Here is a 25,813-nt window from a genome sequence, read left to right on the forward strand (position 1 = left end):
AAGACTTAAAATTTCGGGCTAAAAACTTTCGTGATAAACGGAAAAGCCTTACCTTAGTGCACTTTTTGAAAGGTGAGATATTGAGTGTAATAAATATAAAACTAAATGGTTGATCAAGACAGAATTATTAAGATTAACATCGAGGAGGAAATGAAATCGGCATACATTGACTATTCAATGTCTGTCATTGTTTCGCGCGCCCTTCCGGATGTTAGGGATGGTTTTAAACCGGTTCATCGCCGTATTTTATTTGGAATGAATGAATTGGGAAATACATCCGACAAACCTTATAAAAAATCTGCGAGAATTGTTGGTGAAGTTTTAGGTAAATATCATCCACACGGCGACTCGTCCGTTTATTTCGCAATGGTTCGTATGGCACAGACATGGTCTATGCGTTATACGTTAGTGGATGGACAGGGAAACTTCGGTTCGGTGGACGGCGACAGTCCTGCCGCAATGCGTTATACGGAAGCAAGGTTAAGCAAGCTTGCCGAAGAAATGCTTCGCGATATCGATAAAGATACAGTTGATTTCCAACTGAACTTTGACGATACGTTGAAAGAACCGACTGTATTGCCGACTCGTATTCCGAATTTGCTGGTTAATGGAGGCTCGGGTATTGCCGTGGGTATGGCAACGAATATGCCGACTCATAACCTGAGCGAGGTATTGGATGGCTGTATGGCTTTCATCGATGCCCGCGGCGAGATGGAAGTAGCAGATTTAATGCAATATATCAAAGCTCCGGACTTCCCGACCGGCGCCACTATCTACGGATATGCCGGCGTGAAAGATGCTTTTGAAACGGGTAGGGGACGTATCATTCTGCGTGGTAAGGCTGAAATAGAAACAGACAGCAACCACGAGAAGATTATCATCACGGAAATTCCATACCTTGTTAATAAGGCGGAACTGATTAAGTATATCGCCGACCTGGTTAATGAAAAACGTATTGACGGTATATCTAATGTAAACGATGAGTCCGACCGTAGCGGTATGCGTATCGTTGTTGATGTCAAAAGAGATGCCAATTCGAGCGTCGTGCTGAACAAGCTGTATAAACTGACCGCTTTGCAGTCTTCTTTCAGTGTCAACAATATTGCATTGGTAAACGGACGCCCGCGTCAGCTTAACCTGAAAGACCTGATCAAGGCATTTGTCGATCACCGTCATGAAGTGGTGATCCGCCGTACAAAATACGATCTGCGCAAAGCAGAAGAACGTGCCCATATCCTGGAAGGCTTGATTATTGCTTCCGACAACATCGACGAAGTAATCGCTATCATCAAATCTTCCAAGAGCCCGAATGAGGCAATCGAGCGTTTGATGGAGCGTTTCTCTCTGTCAGATGTACAGGCTCGTGCTATTGTCGAGATGAGACTTCGCCAGTTGACAGGACTGGAGCAGGATAAACTTCGTGCAGAGTATGAAGAAATCGAAAAATTAATCGCATATTTGAAGGAAATTCTGGAAAATGACGATCTTTGCATGAAAGTAATCAAAGACGAGCTGCAGGAGATTAAGGACAAGTACGGAGACGAACGTAAAACAGATATCGTTTATGCTTCCGAAGAACTTAATCCTGAAGACTTCTATGCAGACGACGAGATGATTATCACGATCTCGCACATGGGTTACATCAAACGTACTCCGTTGAGCGAATTCCGTGCGCAGGGACGTGGTGGAGTAGGAGCTAAAGGTTCTGAAACACGTGATGAAGACTTTGTGGAATATATCTATCCGGCTTCTATGCATGCCACCTTGCTGATATTTACGGCTAAAGGTAAGTGCTACTGGCTGAAAGTGTTTGAAATTCCGGAAGGAGCGAAGAACTCGAAGGGTAGAGCAATCCAGAACTTGCTGAACATTGAGCCGGATGATAAGGTAAACGCTTTTATCCGTGTGAAGAAACTGACAACAGATACGGAATTTATCAATTCTCATTACCTGTTGTTCTGTACGAAGAAAGGTGTGATCAAGAAGACGTTGCTGGAAGCTTATTCCCGTCCTCGCCAGAATGGTGTGAATGCGATTACGCTGCGTGAAGACGATGGTCTGATCGAAGTTTGTATGACAAATGGTAATAATGAAGTCCTGATTGCAAACCGTAACGGGCGTGCGATACGTTTCCATGAAAGTGCCGTGCGTGTTATGGGTCGTACCGCTTCCGGCGTTAGAGGTATGACACTTGACGGCGATAACGACGAAGTAGTCGGAATGGTTTGCATAAAAGACAAAGAAAAGGAAACAGTACTGGTTGTGTCCGAACAAGGCTACGGTAAACGTTCTGATATTGAAGATTACCGTATTACGAATCGTGGGGGTAAAGGTGTCAAAACCATCAACATTACGGAGAAGACCGGTAAATTGGTTGCTATCAAGAATGTTACGGAAGAAAATGATATCATGATCATCAATAAGTCTGGTATCACGATCCGTATGAAGGTATCTGATCTGAATGTCATCGGACGTGCAACGCAAGGCGTACGCTTGATTAATTTGGAGAAACGTAATGACGAAATCGCCTCTGTATGTAAAGTTCTGTCACAGACTGAAGAAGAGATAGCTGAAGAAAAAGCTCAGCGCGAAGCTTTGGAAGGTGCTGCTGTTCATGAACATCCAATAGAGAATACCGATTTCGAAGATGTCTCTGATGATGTCGAAAACAAGGAAAATGTGGACGACACTGAAGAAACAACTGAGGAATAATTTAAACAAATAGAAATATTAATCTCAAATCACTATCACAAATGAAACGAGTATTATTTACAGTTGCACTATGTGTTGCAGCATCTACCTCTTTCGCACAGAAAAAAGCTGTAGGAGAGGCACAAAGTATTGCGAAAAGCAATAATGCAGATTTTGGAGAGGCCAGAACCTTGATCAAAGGTGCATTGGAAAATCCGGAAACTAAGGATGACGCTAAAACTTGGTATGTAGCAGGTTTTATTGAAGATCAGCAGTTTAACGCTGAAAGAACAAAGCAGATTCTGGGACAGCAGCCGAACGAACCGGTTATGTATGAAGCTCTGTATGGTATTTTACCTTATTTCCAGAAAGCATACGAACTGGATCAACAGCCGAACGAAAAAGGTAAAGTGAAACCTCGGTTCACAAAAGATATTAAGAGTATCTTGAGTGCAAATCATATCTATCTTTTCAATGGTGGTGCATACTATTTCGACCAGAAAGATTATAAAAAAGCTTATGATTTCTTCAATCAATACGTTGAAATCTCTGAACTGCCGATGTTTGCAGGAACTCAGACTGCAGAGAAGGACTCTACATTCATGACTGTACAGTTCTATGCAGCTGTTGCAGCTACTCAATTAGGCGACTCTAAAATAGCAATTGCTGCTTTAGATCGTGCTAAGAACACTGAATATCGTCAGAGTGACATTTATCAGTATCTCTGCTACGAATATGGAGAAGTTCTTAGAGATTCTGTTAATCTGGAAAAGACATTGGAAGAAGGACTTGTTAAATTCCCGGAAGATCCATATTACCTGATGAGCTTGATCAATATTTATATTTATTCTAACAGAAACGAAAAAGCATTGGAATATTTGAATATTGCTATCCAGAAAAATCCGGATGATGCAACCCTTTACAATGCAATAGGTCGTGTATACGAAACCGGCTTCAAGGATTATGACAACGCAGAAAAATACCTTAAGTTGGCTTTGGAAAAAGATCCGAATCTAACAGACGCTCTTTCCAGCTTAGGTCGTTTATATTACAATCAAGCTGTAAACAAACAGAGTGAAGCTAACATGATCAATGATAGCAAGAAATATCAGGAAGAATTAAATGTCGCCAAAGAATTATTCAAGAAAGCTCTTCCGTATTTCAAGAAAGCTCACGAAGCAGAACCAGATAAAAAGGATAATTTGATCGGATTGAGAGGTATTTACTACAATCTGAACATGGGTCCGGAATTGGAGGCCATCGAAGCAGAAATGAATCAGCAATAAGAATCAAATAATATTTAGAAAAGGAGTTTTCGGTAACGAGAACTCCTTTTTTGTTTTTATGAAACGTAAAAAGGGTGCAATGTTGGAGGATTTAAGAGAGTCAAATAATCCTATTAAACATAATCGTGATTATCTGGCAAACATATAACAACCAAAATCGGTTACTATAAAAGCATAAAAAAAGCCCGTATCCAACTTCACAGTTACATACGGACCAAACAAATAACAAACTCTACTTATATGAAAAAACAAATACTACTAACTTAATCATTTTAGGAATACCTTTATGGTATATAATTCCTAATTCATTTTATCATATAACAGCACAAAAAACAATTTGGTTCAGAATTTGTAGGAAAAAATATTCCAGACTTTTCATATTATAGTTATATCAGCCTGTATTCCAGAAATATATCATTTATGAAATAACTAATATCATTTTTAAAACATCATCATATTTTCTTTCTCGTACATTTAAATTCAAATTTCAACCTAAAAAGATAATTACCATGAAGGAATTGAAAATGTTTATTAATGGCAGATTCATAGAGAATGAATCTGGGAAATGGATTAAAGTATTAAATCCTTCTACTGAAGAAGTTATCTCACTTATGCCGGACGGTACGGTAGACGATGCGAAAAAAGCGATCGATGCTGCGGAAAAGGCTCAGGATCAATGGGAAAAAACTCCTTCTATAGAAAGAGCAGCCTATTTGACTAAAATTGCAGCAGGAATTCGTAAAAGAGAGAAAGAACTGACCGACATAATCGTACGCGAAGGTGGTAAAACACAGGGACTTGCAAATGTAGAAGTACTATTTACTGCTGATTATATCGATTATATGGCAGGATGGGCACGTCGATATGAAGGTGAGATTATTCCCAGTGATCGTCCACGAGAAAGTATCTTCCTGTTTAAGAAGGCAATTGGTGTTACAACGGGTATTCTCCCTTGGAATTTTCCGTTCTTCCTTGTTGCTCGTAAGGCTGCTCCTGCTTTGATTACAGGAAACACGATAGTTGTAAAACCAAGTCAGCTGACACCTGAAAACGCATATGTTTTTGCACAAATCGTAGAAGAAGTCGGTTTGCCTGCTGGAGTATTCAATTTGGTGAATGGACGCGGTTCTGTTATTGGCCATGAATTAGCGGCCAATCCTAAAGTCGGTATGGTCAGTCTGACAGGAAGTGTTGGTGCCGGACAACAGACAATGGCTGCTGCGGCTCCTAATATCACGAAAGTTTCATTGGAATTGGGTGGAAAAGCACCTGCTATTGTGATGGCTGATGCGGATATTGATCTGGCTGTTAAATCGATTATCGCTTCACGTGTGATTAATACGGGACAGGTCTGTAACTGCGCGGAACGGGTTTATGTAGATAAAAAGATCAAAAATGTCTTCATGGAAAAACTTGTTGCCGGCATGCAACAGGTGAAAGTTGGTGATCCGAATGAAATTGCAGATCTGGATATGGGACCGCTGATCGAAGCTAATGCGTTGGCTGCGATGGAGAAAAAAGTGGCAAGAGCAATTGAACAAGGCGCTAAACTATTGTGCGGTGGTCACCGGATCGGAACAAAGGGATATTTCTTTGAGCCAACGGTATTGGATTGTGCCACTCAGAAAATGGATATAATACAGGAAGAAACCTTTGGTCCTATCCTACCCGTTGTCGAATACACAGATATCAATGATGCCATAGCTTGGGCAAATGATTGTGAATACGGACTGACTTCTTCCGTCTATACACAAAATTTAGATAATGCATTCAAGTTGATGCGTTCCCTGAAATTTGGTGAAACCTATATCAATCGTGAAAATTTTGAAGCAATGCAAGGTTTCCATGCCGGCTGGCGTAAGTCTGGAATTGGTGGAGCCGACGGCAAACACGGGCTTGAGGAATATTTACAGACACACGTTGTTTATATAGAAACAAAGGAGTAAAAGCCTTGTGCCATCAGGTTGGCACAGTTATGCCACTTAGATGGCACAGCTGTGCCAAGGCGATGGCAAGACTGTGCCAACTAAGTGGCATAAGAAATATAATACGAACTATACTTGTTCCAACAGGTAGTATTCGGAAAGAATGTCCCGCACCTTTTCCGGAGACAAACGTCCATAGACTTTTCCGGCAATGGTGACAACCGGAGCAAGTCCGCAAGCGCCTACACAGCGCAGGCAGTCCAATGAAAACAGACCGTCAGGCGTAGTCTCCCCGACTTTTATCTCCAACTGACGCTGGAACTCATCCAATACTTTTTCAGCTCCACGGACATAGCAAGCAGTACCCAGGCAGACAGAAATAGGATATTTCCCTTTCGGAGTCATTGTAAAGAAAGAGTAGAAGGTGACAACACCATATACTCGCGAGACAGGAATATTTAATCGGTCTGCAATAACTTCCTGTACTTCGCGGGGCAAGTAACCGAATATTCCCTGCGCGGCATGCAAGATGTTGATCAGTTCTCCCGCATCGTTGTGGTGTTCATTGCAAACAGCTTCCAACTCCTTTAGCTTTATCTTAAGCAAATGTATCTTTTCCATACTCTATTTCTCCTGATTTTCTTGAATAAACATATTAACAGCTTCCTTCCGATCAAAATAGTGCGTGTGCAACAACTTATGGGCTCGCGGTCCGCAGGGTTCTCCCAGATAATTGGCATAAAGCTCCTGTATATAAGGATTCTCATGACTTTTACGAAGCGTCTTGTTTTTATCCTCCTGATAGAGAGCGGCAGCACGTTTGCGCAGAACCTCCATCCTGCCCTGATGGAACGGTTGACCACCTCCACCGATGCATCCTCCCGGACATGCCATTATTTCAATAGCATGATAAGGAGATGTTCCGTTCTTCACTTCTTCTACTAATTTGCGGGCGTTTCCCAAACCATGGGCAATACCGATCTTAACAGGCGTTCCATCAAAATCGATCGTTGCACTACGGATTCCTTCCAGTCCGCGAAGTTCTTCAAACTCAAGTTTAGGAAGTGGTTTCTTCGTGTACAGTTCGTAGGCTGTACGACAGGCAGCTTCTATTACTCCTCCGGTAGTACCGAAGATTACACCGGCGCCGGTAGATTCACCCAGCGGACGATCGAAATCGCTGTCCGGCAAGTCTGTAAAGTTGATATTGGCATAACGAATCAGACGTGCCAACTCACGTGTATAAATCGAAATATCGACATCTGGATTACCTTCGACGGCAAACTCCGGCCGGCTGGCTTCGTACTTCTTTGCCAGGCAAGGCATAATAGAGACGACTACAATCCGTTTCCTATCCACTCCTAACCTTTCAGCAAAATAGCTTTTAGCGATTGCGCCGAACATTTGTTGCGGACTTTTTGCGGTAGAAAGATTATCCCTTAGTTCTGGGAAATGCTGTTCGACAAAGCTGACCCAACCCGGGCAGCAGCTGGTCATCAACGGCATTTTTACCTTTTTATCTCCATTGAGATATTTACCGATTCGTTGCAACAGCTCCGTTCCTTCCTCCATGATGGTCAGGTCAGCAGCAAAATCGGTATCAAATACATAATCGAAGCCTAACTGCCGGAGAGCCGATACCATTTTTCCTGTTACCAATGTGCCCGGTTCGAAACCGAAGTCACGGCCAAGTGCTGTACGGACAGCCGGTGCAGTTTGAGCTATTACGATCTTGTCCGGATCGGCAATTGCATCCAGAACGGGCTGTTGTGTGTTTCTTCCGCTCAAGGCATTTACCGGACAAACGGATACGCATTGACCGCAATAGGAACAAGTACTGCCGGCAATATCCCGCTCAAATGCGGTAGAAACGGCTGCATTAAAACCGCGATTGACAGCTGTCAATGCACCAACGGTTTGGATATTGTTACACATCGTTTCGCAACGGCGACACATGATGCATTTATTCATATTCCGTACGATAGACGGTGAACGGTCTATCTGGAACGTAGACATTTCACCTTTATAACGAATTTCGCGTATGCCAAGATCATGAGCGATTGTCTGCAGTTCGCAATATCCGTTGCTACTGCAAGTCAGGCATTCTGCCGGATGGTTGGATAGAATCAATTCCATCACAGTCTTGCGAGCATTCATCACCCGGGGACTATGTGTCCGTACAACCATACCTTCGGTACATTCGGTCTTGCACGATGGAGCCAGGTTACGGCGACCTTCTATTTCAACCACGCAGATACGACAGGCTCCCGGATTGTTTTCATAATGCAGATCTTCTAATTTCATGTAGCAAAGAGTCGGGATACGTATGCCCATTCCTTTTGCAGCGTCCAGGATAGTAGTCCCTTTGGGAACTTCTACCGGTCTTCTATCTATAATAAGTTTTACTGTTTCCATTTTTGTCTGTTATCCATTTATTAATGTACATAAATAGCTCCGAACTTACACTTCTCAATACATGAACCGCAGCGGATACAAGTTTGCGGATCGATAACGTGCGGAACTTTCCGGTCTCCTGTAATTGCGTTCACCGGACATATCCGGGCACAAAGTGTACAGCCTTTACATTTTTCCGGATTGATAAAGTATTGTGTCAATTCTCGGCACTGATGAGACGGACAGCGTTGTTCTTCTACATGAGCCAGATATTCATCATAAAAGTTATCCATTGTAGATAGAACCGGGTTTGGAGAGGTCTGTCCCAATCCACATAGAGCTGTATCTTTAATGACTCCGGCCAGATTACGCAGCATATTCAGGTCTTCAATCGTACCGTTACCGGAAGTTATCTTTTGCAGAATCTCATGCAACCGCTTATTGCCAATCCGGCAAGGGGCACATTTGCCGCATGATTCTTCTACAGTAAAGTCCAGGTAAAATTTAGCCATTGCAACCATGCAATCGTCTTCATCCATTACAATCATACCGCCTGAACCCATCATAGAACCGGCAGCCAACAGATTATCATAATCAATCGGCAGATCAAGATGCTTTGCAGTCAGGCAGCCTCCGGAAGGTCCTCCTGTCTGTACGGCCTTGAACTTCTTGCCATCTTTAATACCGCCACCGATACCGAAAATAACTTCACGCAACGTTGTTCCCATCGGAACTTCTATCAGCCCGACATTATTCACTTTTCCCGCCAAGGCAAAAACCTTTGTCCCTTTGCTTTTCTCTGTTCCTATGCTACTAAACCACTTTGCTCCTCTCAGAAGGATAACCGGCACATTTGCATAGGTTTCCACATTATTCACATTCGTAGGACAACCTTTGTAGCCATGCTCGCTGGGAAAAGGAGGCTTGACTGTCGCCTCTCCGCGGAGTCCTTCCATACTGTGGATCAATGCGGTTTCTTCACCACAGACAAAAGCTCCGGCACCATAACGTATATTGATATCAAAAGAGAAATCTGTTCCAAAGATATTCTCTCCTAACAAACCGTATTCTTTTGCCTGCCGGATTGCAATTCTCAATCGTTCTACAGCCAAAGGATATTCAGCGCGAATATATACCAAGCCTTTATTGGCTCCTGTACAATATCCGTTAATTGCCATCGCCTCTACTATAGAATGTGGATCACCTTCCAATATGGAACGGTCCATAAATGCTCCCGGATCACCTTCGTCTGCATTACAAACCACATATTTCTGAGGAGCCTGGACCTTGCGTGTTATCTGCCATTTCAACCCGGTCGGGAATCCGCCACCTCCTCTGCCGCGCAAGCCACTATCCATGATTTCCTTAATCACTGACTCCGGTGTCATTTCCGTCAGTGCTTTACCTAAGGCTACATAACCGTCACGTGCAATATATTCATCAATATTTTCAGGATTGATAAAACCGCAATTCCGCAAGGCTATACGAAGTTGCTTTTTATAGAAGTCAATGTGTTTGGAGTCCGGAACCTGCTCATTCGTCTCGGGGTCGACATAAAGCAAGCGTTCCACCTTCCTTCCTTTGATCAAATGTTCCAGAACTATCTCTTCGGCATCTGATGGTTTTACCTGTACATAGAAGGTATTATCAGGAACCATCTTTACAACCGGTCCTTTCTCGCAAAAGCCAAAACAGCCTGTACGGATCACTTGGACTGTATCCTGTAATCCGTGTTGTTCTACGGCCTCTTTCAGATTTTCAAGTATAAGTTCACTCTGTGATGCACGGCAGCCGGTACCACCACACACCAGTATATAACTACTGTATTGTGCCATTATGTAAGTATTTATTGTTTAAGGAAGTTCGTTACTCTGGTTTAATCGCAGTGTAAGTGACAGGGATAATATCATCCAATAGTTCTCCCTGCCGGATATAACGATTGATTATTTCATCCACCTTTTCTTTATTGACATGACCGAATACAATAGGTTCTTTACCGGGCACAGCCACTTCGATAGTCGGTTCAGCATAGCAATAGCCCATGCAGCCGGTCTGTGTCACTAATGCATCAACTTTCTCACGGTCTAGTGCTTCTATGAAATAATTCATAATCTCTTTGGCTCCGGCTGCAATACCGCAGGTTGCCATCGAAACCCGAATCTGCACCATTTGTTCGGGATGATTGCTTTTTTCTCTTATATCCAAGGTCGTGCGTAAGGTTTCACGCATCTTTCGGAGGTCATCCAATGTTTTCACTTTATTCATGGTTCACACTATTTTAAGGTATAATACGCTCTAAGAGGTATGTCACAAACATACGTATTTTTCTTTAAAATAGCATCTCTTTTTCTATTTATCTTCAACAGCGCGCGTCTGTAAGATTTTCGAATTAGGAGGAACACTATGTGTGAGCCAGATATTACCTCCTATAATCGAACCTTTACCTATTGTGATTCTTCCGAGAATCGAAGCATTTGAATAAATAGTGACATAATCTTCAATAATCGGATGACGGGGAACATCCAACGGCAAACCATCTTCATCCAAAGTGAAATTTTTAGCACCCAATGTTACTCCTTGGTATAATCGGACATGATTCCCAATAATGGTTGTCTGTCCAATAACGACACCTGTTCCATGATCGATACTGAAGTATTCTCCTATTTGTGCTCCCGGATGAATATCTATACCCGTATCCGAATGGGCCATTTCTGTTATAATCCTGGGTATTACGGGAACATCGAGTTTTAATAGCTCATGTGCTACCCGCTGATAGAGAATCGCCTGGATTGCTGGATAACAGAAAATAATTTCGCTGGGACTTTTTGCCGCCGGATCGCCATCCAAAATAGCTTTCACATCAGTAGACAGCAAATATTTAATATGGGGAATCTTATTAATAAAAGCAATCGCTATTCTGGAAGCACGGTCTTTGGAATCACAACAGCGTTCCACTTCAAAACACAAACCGTTATAAATCTGTTCCTGCAATAAGTCATAGATCTGTTCCAAATATACTCCTGTATAATATTGTATAGAATCAGTTTGTGCCTCCTGTTCCGTACCGAAAAAACCCGGAAAAATCACTTTACGGAGTAAACACATGACTTCCTGCAATGCTGTTACTGACGGCGATGGCTTTTGATGCAGCGGAATATACTTATACTCCGGCAAATCCGGTGTCGACAACATTTCTACATTCTTTTGAATGTCTTCTAATATGCTTGCTCTATTCATTATTTAATCATTTCCCGGGATCCCAGACCGGATCATACATCACAAAGAAGTTATTTTCAAAGCGATCTTGTCCCAAAATATAAATCTTATCATTCAGTATAAACATATGATAGTTATTCATACGTTGAAGAGTTGTAGGATGTTCAATCCACTTACCGGACAAATTATATTCCCATATTTTACCATTGTTGTCAACCATAAAGAAACTGTCCCACTGATCGTTCTTGTAATATACTGCAGAAGAAACGACTCCAATATTACTTGGTAATGATCCCGGAGCATTTACCCATGCTGTTAAACTGTCGGAAGCCATCCAGAAACCTCTTTTTAAGCCGATGCTACTACCCAAACCGGCATAAACTTTATCATTGGCAACCAAGGCTATACCTTTTTGCTGGGAAACAGGAAATTGATCTGTTTTCATCACCCAAGCATCTCCGGTAAATTTCCAGAGTTCCTGTGAGTTTTCATTATCATTCACTCCACCTAAGACATAGATTGAATCCCGATAAACAAAACTAACCGCATCATAGCGTCCTTCTCCATCTGGTAACGAAGGCATTGTCGCCCAAGTGTTAGAAGATGGCATATAAATCTGGACATCTGTAGCAAATATAGAATTGTCAGTTCCTCCTATAATATATGCATTACCATCTTTGATACAGGCTGTCATTTGTGAATAGGCATTACTATATGGTGCAGACGGACTCCATTCATCCATATCTGCATTATAATTATATGACTCATTCGTTCGTTCATTACCTAAATCACCTCCAACAATAAAGGCCTGTCCATCGACTGCAAAAGCTGCAGAGAAAGAGCGTTTGACTCCTTGGTAAATACTTTTGGGTGTCAGAATGAGAGGAGTCGTAAACGATTGGACTTCTCCATATTGAATACCATTTTCATTGGCTGCATAAGCATTCACATAATACGTAGTTGCTCCTGTCAGATTAGTCAATACATACGTAAATACATTATTCTCATCTAATTCTTCCAACGGGATTTCTTTATAGAAACAATTCTTTTCCGATATCCTCGGATTCTTATTTGTAGTGGACCAACAGAGACCTATTGTCGTAACAGCGGACATTCCTTCGTTCTGCAATTCTCCACTTACAATTGCAGAACCATTCACGATCGTTTCCCCTGCAACAGGTATGCTAACAACTGTCGGCAATTGGCTTTTCGGGAAGAAATCTTTTATGTTGGTACTATATACTGTTCCGAATGCATTTGTAGCATAAGCCCGGACATAGTATTTCCTATTTGATTCCAGGCTATGTATTCTTCCGCTAAACTTACCTTCTATTATTTCTGAACAAAGAATCGTATCTGCATTTTCGATAGTAGGTTCCTCCATCGCTCCCCAGCAAAAACCAAATTTAGTTAGGGATGAATCACCCTCGTCAATGAGCTGAGCTGACAGATCTGCTGTTGTAAAACTTGTGCTATCCAAAGATAGAGTTCCCAATTTGGGTTTACCATCTGTTGTTTTAAATGAATCTACATTAAAAGAAAATTCCCCAAAGGAGTTGGTTGCAAATGCACGTACATAATACAGCGTGCTCGGTTTCAGATTTGTAATAGAACAGCTAAAAGAATCTGTCGACATATAATCTCCCGTATAGGCAATGACCGAATCATTTTTTGACGGCGGATTGTTTTTATCCGACAAATAGAAACCTATATTCTCTATGCCTTCTCCCCGACTTTTAATCTTGCCGCTAACCAGTACAGAAGTCGCTTTCACGTTAACACTATCTATAGCTACTGTCTTTACTTCACCAACACCGATTTCTGTTGTATAGGTTCCCGACGAAGAAAAAGCGGTATCGGTCTCATTAATCGCATAAGCATAAATATAATAGTTGGTTTTATCATGAAGGTCTGATATCGTCACTTCAAACTCTCCATTCTCCATTTTTGATGTTTTCTTATATCTCCCTTCATACATATTGGTCTTGGGGGAGTTTTCAAATATATCACTCCAACATACGCCGCATTCAAGTATTTGCGAACCGTTCTCTTTCAAAATACTTGCTTTCAATGTCATTGTTGAAGCCGAAATATCTACTCTCGATGTTTCGGACACTTCCGGAGCAATCCCATTCTGAAGATGAGTATCCATTTCCGGATCATCTACACAACCGACAAGTAAGCATAAAGATGCAAAGAATGATAATAACAGATATATATGTTTCATAATATCAACGATTAGAAAAATACACCAAGACCTGCATTCAGATCTATATATTTAAAGTTTAATGTATTACATCCGGCACTGACAAAGACAGGACCAAACTTCACCATAAAATCCAAATCGGCAGCCAGACCATTATAAGAATGGTCAAGATTTTTACTCCAATATAATTTCTCGATCCTGTGGTCTGTAGCATCAATGGTTTTATATTCGCACAGCAATTCGCGATTTCCATATCCTAAACCGACAGAAGTATAGAGCCAAGACGTACATTTTACGACAATACCAGCAGTTCCGGCATAAGAGTTTACTTTTTGATTATTGGTAAAACGAATAAAAGGACCGCCGGGAACAGAACCGACCATTTGCCCATTTCCCCTGCACTCGCTGTCATTATCCTTAAAACTAAAATTCGTTCTGAAACGTACAAACCAACCCAGGCGGGATTTTACTCCTCCAACAGTTAAGCCATAAGGCGCTTCTACAGAGTAAGCATAACCAACAAAAAACTTCATTGGCTCTTTGGGCTTATCTGGTTTTGTTTGGTTGGAAGTATAATGGACAGGTTCTACTGGTTTACGAAGCGTCTCCAGACGTTCCTGCCAAGATTTTGCCAATGTCTCATTCTTGGGTGTTCCTATGCCCTCGGTATAATAAGTAATCAACTGCGATATGGCGGTTGTATCCTTATTATTTGCCATCACTTCCAGGCAATTCCGGCATTTATTCATCAAACTATGCATGGATGGACGCATCCGCTGGTTAACCAACCAAATCGAAGTAAGTTGCCCAATACTATAGGGGTCACATTGTACAACTCCTTCTTCATACCACATCCTTGCATCACTGTAATCAAGACGTTTCATCGCCTCGTCCCCTTTTCTGTTATATTCAGTTTTTTGTTGAGCGGCCAAACACATTGGCAGAACAACAAAGAAAATCAAAATCCAAAGTCTTTTCATAAACACGTTAATAATACGTTGATCCTTCATTTACCAATACACCATTAGCATCATAAATGTCAAACAAACCATCTTTACGCTCGAAAGCACGACCATTCTCAGCAATTCCAACATTCAGATATTTACATGGAATACGTTCATTCGCATTTACATCGATTGCGCCATATAATTTCGTCGATTTCTTTCGTACGATAGTATAATTTCCGAAAGTCTTCTTTACCTCATATTGGTCTTTTTTATCAGCCAGAAGTTTTGCCGCTTCCTTTTCATCACAAGAGATCAGGAGGCGTACGACTTCTTCCGTTAACTTGGTTTCTTTCGCTTTAGTAAAGTCTTTTTTTGCATTTGTAAAATCAGCTTTTCCCATTTTATCCTTACCGGAAGCAATCAAAGCGTCGTATTCCGCATTAATTTCTTCAACAGAAGGTTGTACAGGTTGTATTGTTATTTTTTTCTCTTCAGCTAAGACCTGTTTTGTCTCCGGTTGCTTTTCCGGTACAACTGTTGTTGGTGTGAGCTTTTCAGGTTGTTGCTTTACGATTTCTGTTTCCTTTTTTTCAACGGAAGGAAGTGCATCTTTTTCTACGTCTGGCTTTGTCTCCTGAATCGCTTGAGTTGAATCTTCCTTTTCTTCGATCGGATTAATCAATTCCGTTGTACCCGGATTTATCGTCGCTTTATTTCCTTGAACCAAAAGAGCAACAGCAGATCCTATGCAGGCAAATATAGCAATAATCACGGATATTAGTACCCCTTTTCTTCTTTTCTTATGCTTCTGAGGACTAATTTCTTCTTCATTTAGAATCGTACGATCTTCGTCATTCTCGTTCAGCAATTGTTGGTCATTCTGGCTCAGAACAGTTGTTTCTTCATTATCTTCTTGTCCGTCAGTCTCCTGAAGGCTATTCGTCTGTTCTTCCTCTTCCGGGGGAAAATCCAATGCAGCCATCATCTCGGACACTGTCTGAAAACGATCAGCCGGAATAATCTGCATAGCTTTGATTATAGCCGCTTCTGTTTTGGGTGATATATCTTTATTCAACTCCGAAGGGTTTTGTAAAGAACGTGTCGCACGCAAAATAGATTCCGTCGGAATTTTTCCGGTCAGCAGATTATACATCGTCGCTCCCAACGAATAAATATCCGGACATGGGGAAAAGCTCTGTGTGCCTTCGTTATCATATTGTTCGATCGAAGCAAAACCTTTTGATAAAGTCAGCATGGTCGTGCTGGTTTCCTGCTGCTCGATATCATATCTCTTACTCACACCGAAGTCTATCAGGCGGGCTTTTCCCGATGAATCGATCAAGATATTGCTGGGTTTTATATCCAAGTGGAGAATATTCTTTTCGTGGACAAACTGAAGGGCTTCTCCTATTTCATGAACATATCTGAGGACTTTTGCCTCCGGCAACACACCTTCTCTGTCCATCATATATTTGAGGGAACAACCGGAAATGTATTCCATAGCGATATAGGCCGTGTCGTTTTCTTCGAAAACTTCCAGCACATTCACAATATGAGGGTGATGAACCTCAGATAGTATTTTAGCTTCTTTAATAAGCTTCTCCTTGAATTTATCGAAAAGCACTCTTCCTGTCTCAGAATGAACTCTGACGGCAAAAGATGCTGTATCTCTGTAACAATAGTCTTTAAAGAAGTATTCTTTAATACAAATAGGAACTTCTGTTTGCACTGTACCTAACGCACCCTTTACTTCCGTATACCAGACGCCTTTATAAGTTATACCAAAGCCGCCCTGACCAATTACATGAGTGATCCGATATTTTCTATTCTGAAGAACATGTCCGTTTGGCAAATTCATAACTACTATGCGCAATTCTATTAATCTGCCAAAATTACGTTATTTATATAAAAGAATAAAGGAAAGAAAGAATATTTTGCTTAATTCCTGTAGAATCTAACACATTTTGTATAGGTATGATGTAAAAAGAGAAGTTATCACGCGTTTTACCACTGCAAGCAGACATAATTGCATTTTTAATTCCTTCCGGACCTCCGGATTGCTTAAATATTAAAGAGAGATCTTCATTGGTAAGACGTTCAAGCACGCCATCCGAACACATAAACAGATAATCGCCCGCCTGAATATCGTTTAGGAGGACAACATCTGCCTCTGTCGGGCGACTTGTTCCCTGGATTGCCCGCACAATCACATTCCGCTGCGGATGATTTACGGCTTCCTCACGGCTGATCTTTCCTAATTTCACCAGTGAATTTACCAGCGAATGATCTTCGGTTTGGTATAAAATATTCCCTTGTCTGAAATGATAAATCCGGCTATCACCAACATGAGCCAGTGTTATGCCAGCTGTTCCGACAAAGGCCATAGTCAAAGTGGTTGCCATTCCTTTGGCTTCCGGATGAATTGCGGTATAGTCGTCAAAGCGTGCTTCTGTATAGCGAATTGCTTTATTAATGAAATCAGAGCTTGGCTCACCTTCCCGGAAGGTTGAAAAGAAAGTTTGGAAAGAATCACAGGCCAGCGAACTGGCGATCTCTCCTTTTTCAGCTCCACCGACACCATCACACACCAAAAATAACTTCTGATTGGATTTAGCCGCTTCCGGCAGAGGATAGATGGAATCTTCATTATTCAATCTGCCTCCTTTTTCACTGACTGCCCAAGGTTTGCCGATCGTTATATTCATAGCATAGACTATTTTTATTCATTAAAACGGAGTACTGTGTGTCCGATAATAATCTCATCATTATTCTTCAGTACAACAATCTCTCCATCTTCTAAGTAATTGCTATTATATAACGTATGATTTTTACTATTATTGTCAGAAAGATAATGTTTATATCCACCTTTTGCATCTTTTTTTACTTCTATCCGGATATGTTCACGACTCATAGATTTATCAGTCGTTACAATACCGATAGTAGCGTTCGAGGCATTGGATTTTCTTCCGATCGTATATGAGCCTTCTTGAAGAGGAAAGGTCTGTTCCGGCGTATCGTCATTTGCAATTACAGAAAGATGTCCGGTTGTCATGCGAAGCGGCTGTATCAGAACCGTTTCCGATTCGGATGTACGATCTCCTTTCTTTTGAGACAGTAAAGAAACGGGAATCAGTTGTTTGCATTTCGGGCATTTAAAAGAGGTGATATCGAGGGGAATTTTCCCCTCGTCTACCTTTAACCCTACATGGCAATGTGGACATTTAACGGAAATCATAAAATAAATGATATGTCAGCCCCGTCAATATCGGTTGAATATGTATCCAGCATATCTGCATCGGACAACATAATTGTATCATCAGACAAGGTAATAAAATCAGAAGCATCGATACTTTCATCAATCATTACAGCATCCGACAAGTCGTTTCCACCGTCCACATCCACGATAACAGCGTCAGCCAACATAAAGTCGTCGCTGTCTAAAGTCACGAATGTGTAATCCTCTTCTTGCATAATGTTATAATTAAATTTTCTGGAAACAAAAGTAAGGAAACGAATTGACATCCAAATACAAAATAGTTCCTTATAATCAAATGTTTGGGTTTACTGTACGAAAGTATTACTTTTAGTATATAAAACGGAAAACTATTCACTCACCCATTTTGCTTTACAGGAAGATACCGGACACTGTTTTCTGTTGCGCAATGACTCCCAGGGTATTTCACCTAAAAACGTTCCACATTTGGGGCAAACATAATCTATTTTGAACTGATTGGTCAAATCCTGCAATAACTGTGGTGTCTTTGCCGATTGTTTCGCACCTAAATATATACCGACAGTCGGAGCACAAACCGTAATAAACAGACTCACTCCAAACAATTCCGGACTTCCCTTTCCTAAGAAACCTATCACAACACCGACTATACCGGGTATTGCAAAAGGTAAAGATTGGAACAATCTGGTTTTAAATTGATTAGACGACTGAATCTTAACTTTTGCTTGAATATAATTATCATATACTTGCTTCAAAGTCGCAAACTCTTCGCTATAATCATTATTAAATTTTAGCGCTTCTGAAATGTTCAGTACATAATTATCCCCTAATTTGATAGTATCGCTGGGTGTCACACGCTTTTTGACGATCTGAGCACCATTTACAAACGTTCCGTTTGTCGAGTCCAAATCTTCAAGCAGCCAACATCCTCCCTCTTCTTCGCGTATCAGTCTCGCATGATACCGGCTGACATGAGGATCGTTTACTACAAAGTCATTATCATTCGCTTTTCCGATTTTTATAATCATTCTGTAACAGCTTTTGGTTCTTCAGGCTTCCCCATTTCCTTCTCAAGCGTATCTTTCAACACTTTTAATGGATCTTTGGATATCACCAGTTCCCTTGGTTTCCCATCTTGTGTTAGCAATAACAATTTCTGTTTGGGAAGATTTATCTGCAGGATATGATTTTTATTGATGATATGGCTTTTGCCTACACGCATTAAGATTGCATTACAGCCAGCCACCTGTTTTTCCAATATTTCTTCTATTTTCCCTATATTAATTGCGAATGTGAATTGGATCCCGTTGGATAATAGTAATTTGGTGTAATTTCTATCAGCTTCAAAATAGAGGATCTGCCCTATCTTAATACGCAACAATTCATCTCTCGTCTTAATTATTAAATACCGCTCCATACGTAGATATTGTTTATTCGTTCATCATCAGGAAACAAATATACATGATTTTATCTTTATTCCTGCACTTTTTGTCAATAAAAAGTTTTCTACGGAACGCCAACTCGCAGCACCTTAGGATAAAAAAATTCATCCGCACGAAAAAATAGTTCCATGCGGATGAAAATTTAGTTTCATGCCCATGAAACTAAATTTTCATGGGCATCGAACTTTCATCGACTGTCGTTTTATTCTTCTATAGCTGCCTGAGCTGCCGCAATGCGTGCGATCGGCACGCGGAACGGAGAGCAGGAAACATAGTTCAAGCCAACCTTATGACAGAACTTGACAGAAGAGGGTTCGCCGCCATGTTCGCCACAGATACCGCATTTCAGGTCCGGACGGATAGCGCGACCTTTTTCTGTAGCCATACGAACCAGCTGTCCTACTCCATTCTGGTCAAGAACCTGGAACGGATCGACTTTCAGAATCTTCTTTTCCAGGTAAACCGGAAGGAAGGAAGCGATATCGTCACGAGAGTAACCGAAGGTCATCTGTGTCAGGTCGTTTGTTCCGAACGAGAAGAATTCGGCAGAAGAAGCGATACGGTCAGCTGTCAATGCTGCACGCGGGATCTCGATCATTGTACCGACTTTGAAGTCGATGCTGTCTCCCACTTCCTTAAACAGTTGTGCGGCAGCTTCACGAATAACCTTCTCCTGTTCCTTGAATTCGTATAAAATACCAGTCAGCGGAACCATGATTTCCGGTTTAGCCTCGATACCTTCTTTTTTCAATTCCAAAGCAGCCCCCAAGATTGCGCGCGTCTGCATTTCCGTAATTTCGGGATACGTATTTCCTAAACGGCAGCCACGATGTCCAAGCATCGGGTTATGTTCACAAAGTGATTCTACACGCTTCTGGATTTCTTTTACCGACACACCCATCGCTGTTGCCATTTCTTCCTGTCCCTTCAGATCGTGAGGAACAAATTCGTGCAAAGGAGGATCGAGCAGACGAACAGTAACCGGACAACCGGCCATTGCCTTGAAGATACCTTTGAAGTCTTCTTTTTGGTAAGGCAGAATCTTAGCCAATGCATTCTTACGGCCTTCAGCATCTTCAGCCAGGATCATTTCACGCATAGCCTTGATCTTTTCACCATCGAAGAACATATGTTCCGTGCGGCACAGACCAATACCAACGGCACCGAAATTACGGGCAATAATAGCATCATGCGGAGTATCGGCATTTGTACGAACCTGTAATTTCGTATATTTATCTGCCAATGTCATTAATTCGGCAAAATCACCGGACAGTTCGGCTGCTTTTGTCTCAACCTTTCCGACATAAACAGTTCCGGTCGTACCGTTGATAGATATATAATCTCCTTCTTTTAACTTAACGCCGTCTACTTCAACTGTTTTATTCTTATAATCGATTTCCAAAGCGCCAGCGCCGGATACGCAACATTTACCCATACCACGAGCCACAACAGCTGCGTGAGAAGTCATACCACCGCGAGCCGTCAGGATACCTTCGGCAACAGCCATACCAGCCAAGTCTTCGGGAGATGTTTCGATACGGACCATTACGACTTTCTTTCCATCGGCATGCCATTTGGCAGCATCGTCAGCAAAGAAAACGATCTGTCCGGTAGCTGCACCCGGTGATGCAGGCAAACCTTTCACCCATACTTTAGCTTGTTTTTCAGCCACTTTATCGAATACCGGGTGAAGCAATTCATCCAGTTTATTCGGTTCGATACGGGCCAAAGCCGTCTTTTCATCTATCATTCCCTGATGCAACAAGTCGATTGCGATCTTGACCATTGCAGCACCGGTACGTTTGCCGTTACGAGTTTGCAAGAACCACAGTTTGCCTTCCTGTACAGTAAATTCCATATCTTGCATATCACGATAATGGTTTTCCAGCTTTGTTTGCAGCTCATCCAACTGTTTGTAGATTTCCGGCATTGCTTCTTCCATAGAAGGATATTTAGCTATGCGGTCTTCTTCTGAAATGCCGGCACGTTCAGCCCAACGCTGTGAACCGATCTTCGTGATCTGCTGTGGCGTACGGATACCGGCTACCACGTCTTCGCCCTGGGCATTAATCAGATATTCACCATTGAATAGATCTTCGCCATTACCGGCATCACGGGAGAAACATACGCCTGTTGCAGAAGTTTCGCCCATATTACCGAACACCATTGCCTGTACGCTGACAGCAGTTCCCCATTCAGCAGGAATACCTTCCATCTTACGATACAGGATAGCGCGTTCATTCATCCAGCTGTCAAATACAGCACAGATAGCACCCCAAAGCTGTTCATACGCAGAAGTTGGGAAATCTTTGCCTGTCTGAGCTTTAACAGCAGCCTTGAATTTAGCAACCAGTGTTTTCAGGTCTTCTACATCCAACTCGTTGTCCAGCTTAACACCTTTTGCTTCCTTCACTTCTTCGATGATTGCTTCAAATGGGTCGATATCTTCCTTATTAGTCGGTTTCATCCCCAATACGACGTCACCGTACATCTGCACGAAACGGCGGTATGAATCCCAGGCGAAACGAGGATTGTTCGTTTTACGGCTCATACCTTCCACCACTTCGTCATTTAAACCCAGATTCAGGATCGTGTCCATCATACCCGGCATAGATGCGCGTGCACCGGAACGTACAGATACCAACAACGGATTGGCAACATCACCAAACTTTGAATTCATCAGCGTCTCGATGTTAGCAATAGCCTTCTCAACGTCTGCTTTCAACAGTTCGACCACTTTATCCTTGCCTAAATCATAATATTCAGAACAAACATCCGTGGTAATAGTAAATCCCGGAGGAACCGGAACACCAATCAGATTCATTTCGGCAAGGTTAGCACCTTTGCCCCCAAGCAGATTTCTCATGTCTGCTTTACCTTCGGCTTTTCCATTTCCGAATGTGTAAACTCTTTTTCTTTCCATATTCGACAGTATATTAATTTAGATTTTAGTTTTGCTATCTCCAGATTGCAATGATGCAAATATATGCTATTTAAAGGTTGCACAGCTATAAATAGTTAATTAATTTTAGATGTTTTACAACTATTTTTTACTATCCATATCTGGTAAATAACTACATTTGCGTGCGGGAATTTTTAAAGCCTAAAAGAAATAACCTGTATTCCAAAAGTTTCAAATCCAACTTTCGGAATACAGGTTGTTTAATTTCAAGACTTTAACAATGTATTTATTTCTCAATCCGTATGCGCGCATCCACTGCAAACAGCCCGCGTTCCGTCGCTACAAGCGGATTAATATCCATTTCCTTGATCTCGGAAGCAAAGCGGAGCAGTGTAGACAAGCGGACGATGATATCGGCATATTGCTGTTCGTCGATGCCACGCTGACCTCTCGTACCTTTTATAATAGGATAACCTCGTAAGGAACGTATCATTGAATACGTCTCATCATACGACAAAGGAGCCAAACCATACGATACGTCTTTCAATACTTCTACAAAGATTCCTCCCAGGCCGCACAACACGACATGTCCGAAACGGTCTTCATATTTGGCTCCTAAGAACAGCTCCTGCCCTTTCAACATCGGTTGCACCATAATGGCGGTCACATCCGGCAGACGCATCATACGTTCATATTCGAATATCAGATGTTCCTCACTACGAATATTCAAAGCGACGCCACCGATATCACTCTTATGCACAGGACCGACTACTTTGGCGACAACCGGGAATTTCACTTTCTTGGCAAAAGCAACCAGTTCGTCGCGGTCGGTCGATGTAAACTCTTCCACTACCGGGATCTGGGCTGCTTTCAACAGCGTACGGACTTCTTCAGGACTCAGATAACCGCTGCCTGGCAAACGATCTATAATACGGCGAACTTCAGGAACATCGACTCCATATAGCTGGATATCCGTGCTCATCGGCTTTGGCGTGTTGATCACGCGTGAAAGAGCTGTACCAAGCGTTACCTCGTCGGAGAAGTTTACATGTCCCTTCTTTACGAAACTTTTCACTTCCGGACCAGCCGTCACGATAGAAGGCAATACAGGGAAGATCGGTTTCTTGCATTCTTCCATTTTCTTATGGAGAACTTCGTAGGTATCATAGAGCTTAACCAAGCCCGGACTGCCGAATATAACCATCATCAGGTCGATGTCCTCAAAACGGTTTTCACAGAAGTCAATGGCTGTAGCCAGATGTTCAGGCGTGCCCGTCCCGATTATGTCGATCGGATTGCCTACGGCTGCACCCGGATATAGTTTGGATTTCAATTCCGCTGCAACCGGACCATCCAGTTTCGGGACATTCAGGCGTCCTTTCTCCAATGCATCCGCCAACATAACGGCCGGACCGCCGGCATGCGTGATAATCGCACAGTTCTTCCCTCTAACTTCTTTCAATGTAAAGATGCTGGCAACAGTTGTCAACTCCTCACGGCTGAAACAACGCACGATACCTGCTTTACGGAACAAGGCTTCTACGGCAGAGTCCGAATTGGCTATCGCTCCGGTATGGGAAGAAGCTGCACGCTTGCCCACATCGGTGCTTCCCGCCTTAATGGCTGCAATATGGCAGCCTTTGCGAATTAAAGAAGCAGCATGGTACAGGAGTTTATCGGGATTCTTAATCTGTTCGATATAAAGCATCTTTATCTTAGAGTCGAGGACAGGATCGAAGTTTCGGTCCATATATTCAATGACATCTTCCACACCGATCTGTTTGGAGTTGCCGACAGACCAAACGGAAGAGAAACGAAGTCCCTTTGTCAGTGCCGATTCAATGATGAAGAGCGCCGTACCGCCGGAACTGGAAACAAAGTCCACACCGTCTGCATGAAACTCCGGGATCGGTTGGGTAAAGACACCGTGATAATTTATATTCATCAGCCCGATACAGTTCGGACCGATCATCGAAGCCCCGGCATCATTAATGCTCTTCAGCATCTGGTCTTCCAAAATGCCGCCTTCATGCGTTTCCTCTCCGAAACCGGCAGACACGACGATAAAAGCCTTGACATTTTTCTCCTTGGCAAGCACTTCCACAGCTTCGGGACACGACGGGCCTGGTATAGAGATGATTGCCAATTCCGTATCCGGAATATCGTGCACGGAGTGATACGATTTTACTCCCTGCACATCGTCTTCCTTTGCATTTACGACATACAGTTCGCCTTTGTACTTTCCGTCCAGCAAGTTCCGCACCAAGCGGCCGCCCGGTTTATGTACATTATTGGATCCTCCCACCACTACGATGCTTTGAGGATTAATTAATTCTCGGTTAATCATAACATTTTGATCAATTTGGTTCAATGAATGGGAACAAATATAGTCTTTTTATCCGTTTATTCATTAAATCAAGGGTGATTTATTTACATTTTGTACATTCAGCCACTAACCAGTCGCACCAAACATCCATTCCTGTCCCTTTGGTGGCCGATACTTCGAACAACTGCAGGTGATGATTCACCTTCAGGGCGTTGCTGCGCAATGTTTCCACATCTGTCTCCAGATAAGGAGCCAAGTCGATCTTGTTGATGATACAGATATCTGCTTCCAGGAAGATATGAGGATATTTCAGAGGCTTGTCGTCTCCTTCGGTAGTGCTGACGATAACCACTTTCTTCGCCTCTCCGAGATCGAACATGGCGGGGCAAACCAAATTGCCAACATTCTCCACAAACAAGATAGAGCCGTCGGAAGGGTTCAAATGCTTAATGGCATGATTGACCATATCGGCCTCTAAATGACAGCCAGTTCCGGTATTAACCTGAAAAACAGGAACGTTAAGTGCAGCTATACGGTCGGCATCGTTCGAAGTTTGCTGGTCGCCTTCGATCACATATATCTGCGAAGACTGTCCGGAAGCAGCTCCGGCGGTCAAACGCCGTATCGTCTCTTCCAGCAGGGTCGTCTTGCCGGAGCCCGGCGAACTCATCAGGTTCAGGCAGAAAATATGCTTAGCTTCAAAATAGCCCCGATTGCGTTCTGCCAACAGATTATTGCGCTGAAGGATATCCTGTTCGAGTGTTATGACTTTCCCTTCATCGTGATGGTGAGGGTGATGATGTTCATGTCCGTGTTCATGATCATGATCGTGATGATGATGCTCTCCGCATCCGCAAGTTCCACACATAAGCGTTTGTTTTATTTTATAACAATTGATTTGATCCTTAGTTCCCGCCCTTTTGTGATATTAACCAGATAAGAACCGCAATTCGGGCAGGGTGAAAATAAGTTTCCGACCGGAAAGACCGTCTCGCAATCGGAACACTGTCCTTCCCCGTCTATATAATGACGAATGATCTTTGCCTTCTCAAGCAAGGTTCCCTTCACCGCACTTTCCATCGCAAACTCGAGCGTCTGCAATTCGACTCCTGCAAGCCTGCCGATCTCGAGTTCCACCTCTTCTATCTGTGAAGAATGGTGTTCACGGGCTTGTTGTTCGGATAATTGGACTATACTTTGAGCAATTGATAATTCGTGCATGGCAACGATAGATGTTTTCTGTTTT

The 25,813-nt window shown here is 42.4% G+C and carries 20 protein-coding genes; 3 read left to right on the plus strand and 17 right to left on the minus strand.

The window, feature by feature from the left end:
* Nucleotides 1-105: 105 nt before the first annotated feature.
* The 3 genes from gyrA to aldA all read left to right on the plus strand — a co-directional run bounded on the left by gyrA (nucleotide 106) and on the right by aldA (nucleotide 5,923).
* The gene (gyrA, locus tag DWU89_RS00050; RefSeq protein WP_115497657.1) at nucleotides 106-2,712 is read left to right on the plus strand and encodes a DNA gyrase subunit A; all 2,607 of its coding nucleotides are present in this window, start codon (nucleotides 106-108) and stop codon (nucleotides 2,710-2,712) included.
* Between the two features lie 41 nt (nucleotides 2,713-2,753).
* A complete protein-coding gene (locus DWU89_RS00055) occupies nucleotides 2,754-3,977 on the plus strand; it encodes a tetratricopeptide repeat protein (protein WP_115497658.1) in 1,224 nt (407 codons plus the stop codon).
* A 509-nt stretch (nucleotides 3,978-4,486) separates the two neighbouring features.
* Nucleotides 4,487-5,923, plus strand: a complete 1,437-nt coding sequence (aldA, locus tag DWU89_RS00060; protein WP_115497659.1) for an aldehyde dehydrogenase — start codon at nucleotides 4,487-4,489, stop codon at nucleotides 5,921-5,923.
* A gap of 108 nt (nucleotides 5,924-6,031) precedes the next feature.
* On the opposite strand, the gene DWU89_RS00065 is transcribed toward aldA, so the two are convergent.
* The 17 genes from DWU89_RS00065 to hypA all read right to left on the minus strand — a co-directional run bounded on the left by DWU89_RS00065 (nucleotide 6,032) and on the right by hypA (nucleotide 25,788).
* Nucleotides 6,032-6,523 carry an NADH-quinone oxidoreductase subunit NuoE family protein gene (locus DWU89_RS00065; RefSeq protein WP_115497660.1) on the minus strand — a complete coding sequence of 164 codons (492 nt, stop codon included), beginning with the start codon at nucleotides 6,521-6,523 and terminating at the stop codon, nucleotides 6,032-6,034.
* A 3-nt stretch (nucleotides 6,524-6,526) separates the two neighbouring features.
* Nucleotides 6,527-8,317 carry an NADH-dependent [FeFe] hydrogenase, group A6 gene (locus tag DWU89_RS00070; RefSeq protein ID WP_115497661.1) on the minus strand — a complete coding sequence of 597 codons (1,791 nt, stop codon included), beginning with the start codon at nucleotides 8,315-8,317 and terminating at the stop codon, nucleotides 6,527-6,529.
* Nucleotides 8,318-8,337: 20 nt separating this feature from the next.
* Entirely contained in the window at nucleotides 8,338-10,131 is a 1,794-nt protein-coding gene (locus tag DWU89_RS00075) for an NADH-ubiquinone oxidoreductase-F iron-sulfur binding region domain-containing protein (RefSeq protein WP_115497662.1), read from the minus strand.
* 31 nt (nucleotides 10,132-10,162) lie between these two features.
* The gene (locus DWU89_RS00080) at nucleotides 10,163-10,561 is read right to left on the minus strand and encodes a (2Fe-2S) ferredoxin domain-containing protein (protein ID WP_115497663.1); all 399 of its coding nucleotides are present in this window, start codon (nucleotides 10,559-10,561) and stop codon (nucleotides 10,163-10,165) included.
* 84 nt (nucleotides 10,562-10,645) lie between these two features.
* Nucleotides 10,646-11,533 carry a serine O-acetyltransferase gene (locus DWU89_RS00085; RefSeq protein WP_115497664.1) on the minus strand — a complete coding sequence of 296 codons (888 nt, stop codon included), beginning with the start codon at nucleotides 11,531-11,533 and terminating at the stop codon, nucleotides 10,646-10,648.
* Between the two features lie 7 nt (nucleotides 11,534-11,540).
* On the minus strand, nucleotides 11,541-13,739 hold the full coding sequence (locus DWU89_RS00090; RefSeq protein ID WP_115497665.1) for a Kelch repeat-containing protein: 2,199 nt from the start codon (nucleotides 13,737-13,739) through the stop codon (nucleotides 11,541-11,543).
* Between the two features lie 11 nt (nucleotides 13,740-13,750).
* On the minus strand, nucleotides 13,751-14,698 hold the full coding sequence (locus DWU89_RS00095) for a hypothetical protein (protein WP_115497666.1): 948 nt from the start codon (nucleotides 14,696-14,698) through the stop codon (nucleotides 13,751-13,753).
* A 7-nt stretch (nucleotides 14,699-14,705) separates the two neighbouring features.
* The gene (locus tag DWU89_RS00100) at nucleotides 14,706-16,523 is read right to left on the minus strand and encodes a serine/threonine-protein kinase (RefSeq protein ID WP_115497667.1); all 1,818 of its coding nucleotides are present in this window, start codon (nucleotides 16,521-16,523) and stop codon (nucleotides 14,706-14,708) included.
* Between the two features lie 43 nt (nucleotides 16,524-16,566).
* Nucleotides 16,567-17,370, minus strand: coding sequence for a PP2C family protein-serine/threonine phosphatase (locus DWU89_RS00105; protein WP_115497668.1), 804 nt, complete (start codon nucleotides 17,368-17,370; stop codon nucleotides 16,567-16,569).
* A 14-nt stretch (nucleotides 17,371-17,384) separates the two neighbouring features.
* Nucleotides 17,385-17,900: an FHA domain-containing protein gene (locus DWU89_RS00110; protein ID WP_115497669.1), complete on the minus strand. Its 516-nt coding sequence runs from the start codon at nucleotides 17,898-17,900 to the stop codon at nucleotides 17,385-17,387.
* The gene (locus DWU89_RS00115) at nucleotides 17,897-18,136 is read right to left on the minus strand and encodes a hypothetical protein (RefSeq protein ID WP_115497670.1); all 240 of its coding nucleotides are present in this window, start codon (nucleotides 18,134-18,136) and stop codon (nucleotides 17,897-17,899) included. The genes DWU89_RS00110 and DWU89_RS00115 overlap by 4 nt, the downstream gene beginning before the upstream one ends.
* Nucleotides 18,137-18,268: 132 nt before the next feature.
* Nucleotides 18,269-18,925 (minus strand): FHA domain-containing protein, encoded by a 657-nt coding sequence (locus DWU89_RS00120; protein ID WP_115497671.1) that lies wholly within the window; start codon nucleotides 18,923-18,925, stop codon nucleotides 18,269-18,271.
* The gene (locus DWU89_RS00125; RefSeq protein WP_115497672.1) at nucleotides 18,922-19,314 is read right to left on the minus strand and encodes a LytTR family DNA-binding domain-containing protein; all 393 of its coding nucleotides are present in this window, start codon (nucleotides 19,312-19,314) and stop codon (nucleotides 18,922-18,924) included. Before DWU89_RS00125 ends, DWU89_RS00120 begins: the two co-directional genes overlap by 4 nt.
* 227 nt (nucleotides 19,315-19,541) lie before the next feature.
* Nucleotides 19,542-22,262, minus strand: a complete 2,721-nt coding sequence (ppdK, locus tag DWU89_RS00130; protein WP_115497673.1) for a pyruvate, phosphate dikinase — start codon at nucleotides 22,260-22,262, stop codon at nucleotides 19,542-19,544.
* 265 nt (nucleotides 22,263-22,527) lie between these two features.
* A complete protein-coding gene (locus DWU89_RS00135; protein ID WP_115497674.1) occupies nucleotides 22,528-24,588 on the minus strand; it encodes an acetate--CoA ligase family protein in 2,061 nt (686 codons plus the stop codon).
* Between the two features lie 79 nt (nucleotides 24,589-24,667).
* Complete coding sequence (hypB, locus tag DWU89_RS00140) at nucleotides 24,668-25,435, minus strand: hydrogenase nickel incorporation protein HypB (protein WP_115497675.1); 768 nt, start codon at nucleotides 25,433-25,435, stop codon at nucleotides 24,668-24,670.
* An 11-nt stretch (nucleotides 25,436-25,446) separates the two neighbouring features.
* On the minus strand, nucleotides 25,447-25,788 hold the full coding sequence (gene hypA / locus DWU89_RS00145) for a hydrogenase maturation nickel metallochaperone HypA (protein ID WP_115497802.1): 342 nt from the start codon (nucleotides 25,786-25,788) through the stop codon (nucleotides 25,447-25,449).
* Between the last annotated feature and the right edge of the window lie 25 nt (nucleotides 25,789-25,813).

The organism is Parabacteroides acidifaciens (assembly GCF_003363715.1).
Classification (GTDB): Bacteria; Bacteroidota; Bacteroidia; order Bacteroidales; family Tannerellaceae; genus Parabacteroides; species Parabacteroides acidifaciens.

Bases quoted from the DNA above. Each gene is read 5' to 3' on its own strand.
- gyrA (WP_115497657.1), top strand. From the start codon at position 106: ATGGTTGATCAAGACAGAATTATTAAGATTAACATCGAGGAGGAAATG.
- DWU89_RS00055 (WP_115497658.1), top strand. From the start codon at position 2,754: ATGAAACGAGTATTATTTACAGTTGCACTATGTGTTGCAGCATCTACC.
- aldA (WP_115497659.1), top strand. From the start codon at position 4,487: ATGAAGGAATTGAAAATGTTTATTAATGGCAGATTCATAGAGAATGAA.
- DWU89_RS00065 (WP_115497660.1), bottom strand. From the start codon at position 6,523: ATGGAAAAGATACATTTGCTTAAGATAAAGCTAAAGGAGTTGGAAGCT.
- DWU89_RS00070 (WP_115497661.1), bottom strand. From the start codon at position 8,317: ATGGAAACAGTAAAACTTATTATAGATAGAAGACCGGTAGAAGTTCCC.
- DWU89_RS00075 (WP_115497662.1), bottom strand. From the start codon at position 10,131: ATGGCACAATACAGTAGTTATATACTGGTGTGTGGTGGTACCGGCTGC.
- DWU89_RS00080 (WP_115497663.1), bottom strand. From the start codon at position 10,561: ATGAATAAAGTGAAAACATTGGATGACCTCCGAAAGATGCGTGAAACC.
- DWU89_RS00085 (WP_115497664.1), bottom strand. From the start codon at position 11,533: ATGAATAGAGCAAGCATATTAGAAGACATTCAAAAGAATGTAGAAATG.
- DWU89_RS00090 (WP_115497665.1), bottom strand. From the start codon at position 13,739: ATGAAACATATATATCTGTTATTATCATTCTTTGCATCTTTATGCTTA.
- DWU89_RS00095 (WP_115497666.1), bottom strand. From the start codon at position 14,698: ATGAAAAGACTTTGGATTTTGATTTTCTTTGTTGTTCTGCCAATGTGT.
- DWU89_RS00100 (WP_115497667.1), bottom strand. From the start codon at position 16,523: ATGAATTTGCCAAACGGACATGTTCTTCAGAATAGAAAATATCGGATC.
- DWU89_RS00105 (WP_115497668.1), bottom strand. From the start codon at position 17,370: ATGAATATAACGATCGGCAAACCTTGGGCAGTCAGTGAAAAAGGAGGC.
- DWU89_RS00110 (WP_115497669.1), bottom strand. From the start codon at position 17,900: ATGATTTCCGTTAAATGTCCACATTGCCATGTAGGGTTAAAGGTAGAC.
- DWU89_RS00115 (WP_115497670.1), bottom strand. From the start codon at position 18,136: ATGCAAGAAGAGGATTACACATTCGTGACTTTAGACAGCGACGACTTT.
- DWU89_RS00120 (WP_115497671.1), bottom strand. From the start codon at position 18,925: ATGATTATAAAAATCGGAAAAGCGAATGATAATGACTTTGTAGTAAAC.
- DWU89_RS00125 (WP_115497672.1), bottom strand. From the start codon at position 19,314: ATGGAGCGGTATTTAATAATTAAGACGAGAGATGAATTGTTGCGTATT.
- ppdK (WP_115497673.1), bottom strand. From the start codon at position 22,262: ATGGAAAGAAAAAGAGTTTACACATTCGGAAATGGAAAAGCCGAAGGT.
- DWU89_RS00135 (WP_115497674.1), bottom strand. From the start codon at position 24,588: ATGATTAACCGAGAATTAATTAATCCTCAAAGCATCGTAGTGGTGGGA.
- hypB (WP_115497675.1), bottom strand. From the start codon at position 25,435: ATGTGTGGAACTTGCGGATGCGGAGAGCATCATCATCACGATCATGAT.
- hypA (WP_115497802.1), bottom strand. From the start codon at position 25,788: ATGCACGAATTATCAATTGCTCAAAGTATAGTCCAATTATCCGAACAA.